This window comes from Aeromonas sp. R10-1 (genome assembly GCF_040908465.1).
Taxonomy (GTDB): Bacteria; Pseudomonadota; Gammaproteobacteria; order Enterobacterales; family Aeromonadaceae; genus Aeromonas; species Aeromonas caviae.
Genome location: NZ_JBFODT010000039.1, coordinates 316533 through 325659, shown reverse-complemented (window position 1 = coordinate 325659; position 9127 = coordinate 316533). Strand labels below are relative to the sequence as shown.

Annotated in this window: 9 protein-coding genes; 3 read left to right on the top strand and 6 right to left on the bottom strand. The window is 61.6% G+C overall.

Annotated features, from left to right (window positions below):
- Nucleotides 1-422: 422 nt before the first annotated feature.
- From erpA to clcA, 3 genes are all read right to left on the bottom strand, one after another.
- Nucleotides 423-773 (bottom strand): iron-sulfur cluster insertion protein ErpA, encoded by a 351-nt coding sequence (gene erpA, locus AB5Y93_RS21100; protein ID WP_010675554.1) that lies wholly within the window; start codon nucleotides 771-773, stop codon nucleotides 423-425.
- An 89-nt stretch (nucleotides 774-862) separates the two neighbouring features.
- Nucleotides 863-1555 carry a DUF6776 family protein gene (locus tag AB5Y93_RS21095; RefSeq protein ID WP_039040863.1) on the bottom strand — a complete coding sequence of 231 codons (693 nt, stop codon included), beginning with the start codon at nucleotides 1553-1555 and terminating at the stop codon, nucleotides 863-865.
- An 87-nt stretch (nucleotides 1556-1642) separates the two neighbouring features.
- The gene (gene clcA / locus AB5Y93_RS21090; protein ID WP_039040862.1) at nucleotides 1643-3037 is read right to left on the bottom strand and encodes a H(+)/Cl(-) exchange transporter ClcA; all 1395 of its coding nucleotides are present in this window, start codon (nucleotides 3035-3037) and stop codon (nucleotides 1643-1645) included.
- A gap of 209 nt (nucleotides 3038-3246) precedes the next feature.
- Here clcA and hemL point away from each other — a divergent pair, with 209 nt between their 5' ends.
- Both hemL and AB5Y93_RS21080 read left to right on the top strand, forming a co-directional pair.
- Nucleotides 3247-4533, top strand: coding sequence for a glutamate-1-semialdehyde 2,1-aminomutase (gene hemL / locus AB5Y93_RS21085; RefSeq protein WP_124244766.1), 1287 nt, complete (start codon nucleotides 3247-3249; stop codon nucleotides 4531-4533).
- 200 nt (nucleotides 4534-4733) lie between these two features.
- Nucleotides 4734-5546 (top strand): hypothetical protein, encoded by an 813-nt coding sequence (locus AB5Y93_RS21080; protein WP_042016292.1) that lies wholly within the window; start codon nucleotides 4734-4736, stop codon nucleotides 5544-5546.
- Nucleotides 5547-5592: 46 nt separating this feature from the next.
- Here AB5Y93_RS21080 and AB5Y93_RS21075 read toward each other — a convergent pair whose 3' ends face one another.
- On the bottom strand, nucleotides 5593-6501 hold the full coding sequence (locus tag AB5Y93_RS21075) for a TSUP family transporter (RefSeq protein ID WP_368230391.1): 909 nt from the start codon (nucleotides 6499-6501) through the stop codon (nucleotides 5593-5595).
- Nucleotides 6502-6760: 259 nt separating this feature from the next.
- Nucleotides 6761-7444: a phosphatase PAP2 family protein gene (locus AB5Y93_RS21070; protein WP_368180913.1), complete on the bottom strand. Its 684-nt coding sequence runs from the start codon at nucleotides 7442-7444 to the stop codon at nucleotides 6761-6763.
- A 202-nt stretch (nucleotides 7445-7646) separates the two neighbouring features.
- Between AB5Y93_RS21070 and AB5Y93_RS21065 the strand changes: the two genes are divergently transcribed.
- Nucleotides 7647-8162 (top strand): DUF2937 family protein, encoded by a 516-nt coding sequence (locus AB5Y93_RS21065; protein WP_139737269.1) that lies wholly within the window; start codon nucleotides 7647-7649, stop codon nucleotides 8160-8162.
- 42 nt (nucleotides 8163-8204) lie between these two features.
- On the opposite strand, the gene AB5Y93_RS21060 is transcribed toward AB5Y93_RS21065, so the two are convergent.
- Nucleotides 8205-9086, bottom strand: coding sequence for a LysR family transcriptional regulator (locus AB5Y93_RS21060; protein ID WP_039040858.1), 882 nt, complete (start codon nucleotides 9084-9086; stop codon nucleotides 8205-8207).
- Nucleotides 9087-9127 lie beyond the last annotated feature (41 nt).

Here is a 9127-nt window from a genome sequence, read left to right as displayed (position 1 = left end):
GTCACTTCATCAGACATTGAAAATCAAAAATTGTTTTTGATGCTCGATGCTGTGAGTGCCCACACAGATTGCTTGATTCAAATTGTTAAAGAGCAGGGCCTGAAACTATAACCCTCACCAGCTTGCTTTGCAAGGTGGACCAGACGCGCACTGCGCCGTGCTGATGGAGGCGCATTATAGGGATATGATTCTCACTGACAAGCGAAAACTACGTGTTTATTTGAAAAAGACGTTCAGGTGTTTAATCATCAACCAATCAGACTAAAAAGCCGTCAACGATTCATCTAAATGAGCCTGCACACCTTCTCTATCGCTACCAATCGGTACCCGTTTTCGCCACATCAAGATCTACATGCCAGCCACGCCAGGCATACAAAAATTAAAAGGGCCCCTCGGGGCCCTTCATATCACGCTGCTATAGATCAGATGGAGAAACTTGAACCGCAACCGCAGGTCGTCGTGGCGTTGGGGTTGGTCACGGTGAAACGGGAACCTTCCAAGCCTTCGGTGTAATCCACGCTGCCGCCGACCAGGTATTGCAGGCTCATGGGATCGATCACCATGGTGACGCCGCTCTTCTCGACCACGGTATCGCCATCATTGATTTTCTCGTCAAACGTGAAACCGTACTGGAAACCGGAGCAGCCCCCCCCAGTGATGTAGACCCGCAACTTGAGTTCGGGATTCTCTTCTTCGGTGATCAAGGTCTTTACCTTGTTGGCTGCCGCATCCGTCATCTGGATGGGCAAGGGGGCTTCTGCTACTGCACTCATTGCTGACCTCACAACCGTTACATCCACAAACATGGAAACCGCGAAATTATCCAATACCCGACCATTTAGTTCAAGTATTCACCACTCTCTTACTGCGCTGCCGGCAAGGGGGCTGGTTGAGCGACCAGAGGCTTGAGCACCTCGTTCCACTCAGCAACCAGCTCCTGGGCCGGTTGCCGACCCTCCTTCGGGATGAGGATTCTCACCCTGTCCGGGATGAAGCCTGAGGGAAGCTGCCAATTGCCCTCCAAGAGCTGGAAGTATCGCAACGCGTAGCGTCCCTCCCCCACCTTCATGCCAAGATCCCGGCCACTGAGGATCCTGGGCTTGTCAGCCAGACTGCCTTCGAGCCGGATCTGCACCTGCCCCCGAAACAACTCCCGCTTCTTGGCGGGTTGTGTGAGCGCCAGACGATAGTGGTAGCGACCCGGCACACTCGTCTCCTGCAATGTCAGATTGTCGATGGATACCCCCACCTGTTCGCCGGTGGGACGCATGATGCGCTCGAAGAAGGCCAGCTGGCGTTTCTGCTCCTGTACCTGAGCTTCCTGATCCTTGAGCGTCTGCTGAAGTTGCTCGAAGGCGGCCTTCTGGGTCGCCAGCAGGGTCTCCCTGACGCCGAGATCCGTCTTCAGTTGTGCAATGGCCTTGCTCTGACGCTCCAACGTCTCTTGCTGCACCGTCATCAGGCTGCTCTGAGCCAGCTCCTGTCTGTTCCCGACGACATAACCGATACATGCCCCCACGGCCAGCACCACCAATAACTTCACGATTTGGGACATAAGGCCTCTTCTATATGCCGACATCAACACGGTCAGTTTCTTTTCACTATACGCGACCATGCCGGATTGATACGGATAAACAAAGAGTTAACCGGTCGCGATGCTGCTTTCACCCCGGTTTTGACGCGCAGCAAGCCGTAAAGTTCGCTCCAGGATCTGGGAATAGATAGGGCGCCCCCCCAACCATTGCGCCACCAGGGTTGCCCCTATGGTGGTGATCATCATGGGCAGGATCAGCTGATAGTTGTCTGTCATCTCTGTCACCAGCACGATGCCGGTAATGGGGGCACGCACGGTGGCGGCGAAGAGCGCCCCCATGCCAGCGATGGCAAAGGCGCCCGGTTCGATGCCGAGATCGGGAAATGCAGAGTGGAACAGGTGACCAAAGATCACCCCGAACAGGGTACCCAGCGCCAGGGTCGGCGCAAAGACACCACCAGGGGCCCCCGAGCAAAAGCAGATGAGGGTACCCACCAGTCGCACCGAGAAGATGATGAAGAGCGTCGCCATCGCATAGTCTCCCCCCGTCAGATGCGGGATGAGCTCGATTCCCCCTCCAGTGACCGAAGGGGCGAACAGCGACAGCATCCCAAAGGTTCCAGCCACCCCCATGCCGATGATGACGAAGCGGTGGCGCTTGTTCTGATGCAATGCCAGGTAGCCATCCTGACAGGCGAGCACCAGCTTGTTGAAGACGAACCCCAGCACACCAAAGCAGCCCCCCATGAAGAGAAACAGCCAGAGCGCCTTCAAGGCCGGCGCGTCGTAGTGAGGCAGCATGATGACGGGGGATTGCCCTTTCATGTTCTGCAGCATCAGGGTCGCCATGACGGCCGAAATCCCGACCGCCTTGATGGCGAGGAAGGAGTAGCGAAATTGCGGTCGCATCTCTTCCATGACAAACAGTATCCCTGCCAGCGGGGCATTGAAGGCCGCGGCCAGACCGCCCGCCGCACCGGCAGCCAGCAGGGCGTGGCCATGCTCCTTGGGCAACCGGAAGATATCCGCCACCATCTTGCCGAGGTTGCCCCCTATCTGCACCGAGGGCCCCTCCCGCCCCAGCACCATGCCGGAACTCAGGGTACAGACCCCGCCAAAAAACTTCACCGGCAACACCCGCCACCAGCGTACCGGACGCAGGTCGTCCATGGCCCCTTCAATTTCCGGGATACCGGATCCCCCCGCCTCTGGGGCAAAGGCATGAGTGAGGAAATAGCCGACCAACCCCAGCAGGGCGCTGAAACCAAAGCCGAGCAGGCCGAGCTGCCACCAGGGGCGATCGGCCAGCAAGTCGACACGCTGCTGGGCCAGCCAGTGAACGCAAGACTCGAACAGTCCGCACACCAGGCCTGCCAGCAGGCCGACCAGGGCCGCCAGCAGGAGCACCAGCAGCGGCATCTTGTCCCGCCGTATCAGGCGCTGCAAGACTGGAGGACGACGCAGCGAGGCCGCGTCGGCGGAAGGAATGGCTTGTTGCTCCATGGATAATCACGCTCATCTAACGAGGACCAGACACACCTCGGCCTCGGCTGCCCAGCTCTGGGCCTTTCTGCTATAGTCGGCCCGTTTCATGTATCACGGGCGAGAGTCCGGGGCGAGAGCGCAAAGCATACTCCTCCCGCCATCCCCTGCCGAGCCGCAATCGGCAGCCTGCGCCCGGGTAACGACCAAAATCCCATTAAGGATGATCCATGTCAAAATCAGATCAGCTGTTTGAACAGGCCCGCCAGACCATTCCGGGTGGCGTCAACTCACCGGTCCGCGCCTTCAACGGGGTCGGCGGTACACCCCGCTTCATCGATCACGCCGATGGCGCCTACCTCTATGACGTGGACGGCCAGGCCTATGTGGATTACATCGGCTCCTGGGGCCCCATGCTGCTCGGTCACAACCACCCGGCCATCAAGGCCGCTGTCATCAAGGCGGTGGAAAAAGGGCTGAGCTACGGTGCCCCGACCGAGATCGAAGTGCTGATGGCCGAGAAGGTGCGCCAGATCGTCCCCTCCATGGAGCAGGTGCGGATGGTCAACTCCGGCACCGAGGCGACCATGAGCGCCATCCGGTTGGCCCGCGGCTATACCGGCCGCGACAAGATCGTCAAGTTTGAAGGCTGCTACCACGGCCACGCCGACTCCCTACTGGTCAAGGCCGGTTCCGGCGCCCTCACCCTGGGTCAGCCCAACAGCCCGGGCGTACCCGCCGATTTCGCCAAACACACGCTCACCTGTGTCTTTAACGATCTGGATTCGGTGCGCGAAGCCTTCACCCAGTACGGCAACGAGATCGCCTGTATCATCGTCGAGCCGGTAGCCGGCAACATGAACTGCATCCCGCCGGTGCCCGGCTTCCTGGAAGGGCTGCGCGCCATTTGTGACGAATTCGGCGCCCTGCTGATCCTGGACGAGGTGATGACCGGCTTCCGCGTCTCCCTGCGCGGTGCCCAGGGCCACTACAACATCGATCCGGATCTCACCACCCTCGGCAAGATCATCGGTGCCGGCATGCCGGTAGGCGCCTTCGGCGGCAAGAAGAAGGTGATGCAGCACATCGCCCCGACCGGCCCCGTCTATCAGGCTGGTACCCTCTCCGGCAACCCGGTGGCCATGGCCGCCGGCCTCACCATGCTGGACCTGCTGCTGGAGCCGGGCCTCTATGAGCAGCTGAGCACCAAGACCGCCCGTGTCGCCGAGGGGCTGAAAGCCGCCGCCGCCAGGCACGGCATCCCGCTTGCCATCAACTACGTGGGCGGCATGTTCGGCTTCTTCTTCACCGACGAGCCCGAGATCACCCGCTACGAGCAGGTCACTCGCTGCGATATGGAACGCTTCAAGCGCTTCTATCACCTGATGCTGGAAGAGGGCGTCTATCTGGCTCCGAGCGCCTACGAGGCGGGCTTCCTGTCGCTTGCCCACGGGGACAAGGAGATCGAACACACTCTGGCGGCCGCCGAGCGCAGCTTCGCCAAGCTGGCTGGCTGACAAGCCGCAAGATGTGCAGAGGGCCCCGATGGGGCCCTTTTTTGTTTGCTCGTCCCGACAAGGCACCATAGTGGTGCATCCTTAAGTCCCTCACCGGAACCTTGCCACCTGCTGGTGCGCCGCGCCGTACACGGGCTGTCATAAATCGGGCCCACAATTTGCAGGCCCCTGCTTCAGGAGCCCATTGGACCGAGGTGTATATGGCAGAGATGAGCCCCATCGATGTGCTGCGGCGCTATCAGGAGTACGAAACCGAGCTGGCCCCCCTGCTGTTGGGGCTGCTCACCCTCCCCGAGGCGTCTCTCAAGACCTATGCCTTCGTCGAGGAGGTGAAGAGCCTGGCCCCCCAGATCAGGCCAGCCATACTGGCGCCCGTTCCGGCGGCCCAGGGGCAGCTGCGCCTGCTGGTGCAGGGCCATGGCCGGGAGCTGGAGATCAACCTGCACCAGCTGATCGCCTGGCTGATGGGGGACAGGGAGCGGCGGCGCGCCATTCCCTGGTTCAGGGCCGTCTACGTCGTCCTGAGTCTGGCCCTGTTTCTCATCGTCGGCACCCTCATCTGGCACGGGCTGGAACAGCTCTATCTGCTCCTGTGCGGCACCCAGCAGAACCGGCTGGGGGCCTTCAGCGCCATCATCTTCCTCACGCTCGCCCTGGCGGTGTTCGATCTCGGCAAGACCATCCTCGAAGAGGAGGTGCTGCTGCATAAGGACATCTTCCGCCACAGCGCCATCCGGCGCACCATTACCCGCTTTATCGCCGCCATCCTGATCGCGGTCTCCATCGAGGGGTTGCTGCTGCTGTTCAAGGGATCCCTCGGCCAGAGCGAACTGCTCTGGCCTGCGGTGGGGGTGATGGGGTGCGCCGTGGGGTTGCTGCTGGCGCTGGGGCTCTATGTGTTTCTCGGTGCCAGGGCGGAAGCCGCACTGGTCGCCTCCAGCCAGCAGACTGCCCACTCGGAGGGGGCTGCCAGGGGCATCAGAAGACGCGCCAGGACCGGGCGAGCGGGATGACATACCAACGCGGGGTGCCCGTGCAGGCGGGCCTCGCCGACGCCAGCTAGCTCGTCGCCTCTGCCAGCGCGGGCGCTGGCTGTCGCCGCGCCGCCCGCCAGGAGGCGTACATGGTCCAGGAGGTATAGATGACGATGAAGGCCACCAGCCATTTGAGCATCTCCATCTCCATCTCCATGGATTTGACCAGCATGGCCGCCAGCACCACGCCGATGGGGCCGAAGATGGCCACCGCCAGCACGGCCCGCGCATCGAAAGCCCCCTTGCGAATGAAGGTCCCCGCCGAGAAGACGCTGAGCACGGCGGTGGATCCCATCATGATGGGGAAGGCCACCAGCGGGTTCATGCCGAGCAGATAGACCAGGGTCATGCAGGGGGCGAACAGGCCGATACCGACGTTCATCAGAGCTCCGAACAGGAAGTTGCCGGCAAGGGCGATCCCCAGCTTGTAACCGCTCAGCCCCATGGCCTCGCCACCGAGGGGGAAGAGCCCGAGCAGACCGGCAAAGATGAGACCGGCGACCACCAGCAGGGAGACCGCCATCACCAGCCGGATGGTCTGGCGATCAAAGGAGGCCACGTAACGGGCGCCCCAGGCCGCACCGGCCGCCGCAGCCGCCATCATGCTGATGAGGGTGACGGGATCCACGTTGACCACGCCGATGAAGATGAGAGCCTGGGTCACGGTCGGCAGCACGCACTGGCCGTTGAGGGTACCGGGCAGCACCCGATCATCGATCAACCTGAACTGCTTGTAGCAGGCGGTCTTCACCGCAAAGCTCCCCACCCCCAGGGTATCGAGAAAATTGGCCACAAAACCGATGGCCGCCACCGGCCAGAAAGGGGTGGCTTCGAGCTGGCCATGACGCCGTTTGTGCCACCAGGCACGGACCAGCATAAAGAGAAAGACCAGGGCACAACCGATAAACAAGAGACGCAGAAAAGTGACAAGCATGGGGAGACCTCCAACAACGGGCGGCGATTCTAAGGCAGCGGAGGGAAAAAATCCTGGCCAGGATCATGAGACGACGGGTGCAAACGTTTGGCCGCGACTATTTTGGCTGGCAGAACCCGAATGGGGCTATCCATACTGGTTGGGAGGGCGACAGCCCGGGCTCATCGGGCGTAGTCCTGGTCATTTCGCGACGACCACAGCACCGGTGAGGCGTAAACGAAAGAAGGCGGGGTAACCCGCCTTCTTTTTTCATTCTCCGTCAGGCAATCCAGCGTGGCAGCCGGGGAGCCAGGCGGTCGATCAGGCGATCCGACACGGGAGTGAGCAACAGCAGCGGCAGGCAGATCAGGGAGAGGCAAAGAGCGCCCACATAGACGTCCGTCATCCAGTGCGCACCAGCCAGGATGCGGGGCGCAGAAAACAGGGGCACCATCACCACCGCAATCACCCCGGCCCAGCGCGGCAGATAGCGCAGGGCAAAACCGGCGAAGATCATCAGGAAGAGGGCGTGATCACCGGGGAAGCTGTCACCGGCGGAGTCCTTGGTGGGAATCGCACTGATCTCGGTCAGGCGCAGTGCCCCGTCCACCATCAAGGTGGGGCTGGGACGGCTGACCGGCAACAGATGCCCGAGCTGATTGATCACCAGGGCTCCAAGCAGCATCACGACCCCCATGGCCACCAGACGACGGCGCTCCTGCCCGTCGGCACGGAAGAAGCAACTGGCAAGGATCCCGCCCATGCAGGCCAGCGCGACCAGATCGAACAGGCGGTTGTTGGTGATGGCCACCAGATCGGCCCAACGGGGGGAGTGGCCAATCCAGCCATTGACCAGCTGGAAGAGGGCGAGATCCCACCCATCCCAGGGGCCGTGCTCAGGCAGGGCGCCCCAACTGAAGGCGATGAGGCCCCCGGCCAGATAGAAAGGAATGAACTTGCTCATGCCGACGTGTCCTTCGAAAAACGCTCATTCTAGGCCAGCCGCAAGATGACTTGCATCACAAAAGTGTAAGAATTCGTGTAACAAAGGTATTCCATCGGCTCTTCTTTTGGCGCCGCCGACCAGGTGGGCAAGCGCGCCCTCTCCTTGGCTCTCCCACCGGTTGCGGCTAGTATGGGCGCTCCCTTCGTTCAGGATGATGATGATGCGCAGCTACCTTCGCATGATGTTGTTTGCCCTCGGTTTGCTGGCAGGTGTACAGATCCCCGGGCTGGTCGATCTCTACTTCCAGCGGCTGGATGCCCGGCTGCAGCAGGCAGGTCTGGCGCTGGCCCCCTTCCAGCGCACGGCGGACCAGCACTTCAATGGCGATCTGCAGGCGCTGGTCGCCCATTACGGTGCCAGCCAGGATCCCGTCTTCACCCAGGATGCCACCAGCCTCCAGCAACTGGTGAACCAGCAGCAGCACCTTCAGGGGGAGATCGCCGTGCGGGAGAGCCCCTGGTACCAGCAGCTCTCCCACCTGTTGCTGCGCGCCGATCCCGCCCTCTGGCAGGATACCCTGCGCAACTACGGCTATGTGGTCCCCCTCAAACAGGCCGCCATTTTCTGCGGCGTGGCGGCGGGTCTGCTGACCTCCCTGGCGGGGGATCTGCTGCTCGGCCTCCTGCTGCTGCCATTTCGCTCCCGTCAGCGTGTCCCCCGTCACGGCCTGCGCTGATCCCCTCCCACTGCCAACCGGGGTGCCCGCCCCGGTTGGCGGCTACTCGAAGGGTTCGAGATAGGCTTCTATGGCCTTCTTCAGCCAGGCCAACACCTTGCCGTGATGGGCGTTCTCCGACAGATAGACTCCGTAATCGCGCCACTGCAGGCTGAACTTGTGCTTCAGGGTCAGCAGCTCCCCCTGGCGCAGCTGGCTCTGGATAAGGGGTGAAGGCAGCACCGCCCAGCCCAGACCATCCAGCACCGCATCCCGCATCAGTTCGAAACTCGACAACCCGATATGCTGCCCTCCGATGGGCAGCAGGCTCTTGACCGAAAACGCGTCCACATAGGAGAGAGTGACCTGGGTGTGATCGGTCAGATCCTGCTGCAACACCCGCTTAAGCCCAGCCAGCGGGTGGCTTGGCGCCACCACCATCAGGGTGCGGATCGGGTTGAGCACGTCGATGCAAAGACCGCTGCGCTCCTGTTCCTCGGTGATGAGGCCGAAGGCGGCATCCACGAACCCCTCTTCCACCAGGGCCGGCAGCTCCGGCGGTGAGGCCAGCACCAGGGAGATGCTGGTGCCCGGAAACTGGCGACGCAGCGCCCCCAGCATCTCGCGCCATACCACCTCGGGAATGGCGTCGTCCCGGGCTACCCGCAGCGCCACCTCGGCACCGGAGGCATGGTGCTCGCACTTGAGCTTCAGGCTGTTGGCGGCCTGCAACAGCCGCCGACAGTCGTCCAGCACTTGCTCGCCGATTTCGGTCAGCCGGCTCTGGTTCGCCCCTCGTTCGAAAAGTTCGACGCCAAGCTCCACCTCCAGGGTTGCTATCGCCGAGCTCACGGCGCTGCGACTCTTGCCAAGTCGTCTGGCGGCATTGGCTATCGAACCACTGTCTGCTGTTTCTACAAAGAGTTGTATCTGATTTAGCTTCATGGCTTCAAACTGGCGGCAGATTATTCCATCACCACCTTATC

Excerpts from the sequence above, each read along its gene's own strand:
- hemL (WP_124244766.1), top strand. The coding sequence starts at position 3,247 with ATGTCAAAATCAGATCAGCTGTTTGAACAGGCCCGCCAGACCATTCCG.
- clcA (WP_039040862.1), bottom strand. The coding sequence starts at position 3,037 with ATGGAGCAACAAGCCATTCCTTCCGCCGACGCGGCCTCGCTGCGTCGT.
- AB5Y93_RS21060 (WP_039040858.1), bottom strand. The coding sequence starts at position 9,086 with ATGAAGCTAAATCAGATACAACTCTTTGTAGAAACAGCAGACAGTGGT.
- erpA (WP_010675554.1), bottom strand. The coding sequence starts at position 773 with ATGAGTGCAGTAGCAGAAGCCCCCTTGCCCATCCAGATGACGGATGCG.
- AB5Y93_RS21075 (WP_368230391.1), bottom strand. The coding sequence starts at position 6,501 with ATGCTTGTCACTTTTCTGCGTCTCTTGTTTATCGGTTGTGCCCTGGTC.
- AB5Y93_RS21080 (WP_042016292.1), top strand. The coding sequence starts at position 4,734 with ATGGCAGAGATGAGCCCCATCGATGTGCTGCGGCGCTATCAGGAGTAC.
- AB5Y93_RS21065 (WP_139737269.1), top strand. The coding sequence starts at position 7,647 with ATGCGCAGCTACCTTCGCATGATGTTGTTTGCCCTCGGTTTGCTGGCA.
- AB5Y93_RS21095 (WP_039040863.1), bottom strand. The coding sequence starts at position 1,555 with ATGTCCCAAATCGTGAAGTTATTGGTGGTGCTGGCCGTGGGGGCATGT.
- AB5Y93_RS21070 (WP_368180913.1), bottom strand. The coding sequence starts at position 7,444 with ATGAGCAAGTTCATTCCTTTCTATCTGGCCGGGGGCCTCATCGCCTTC.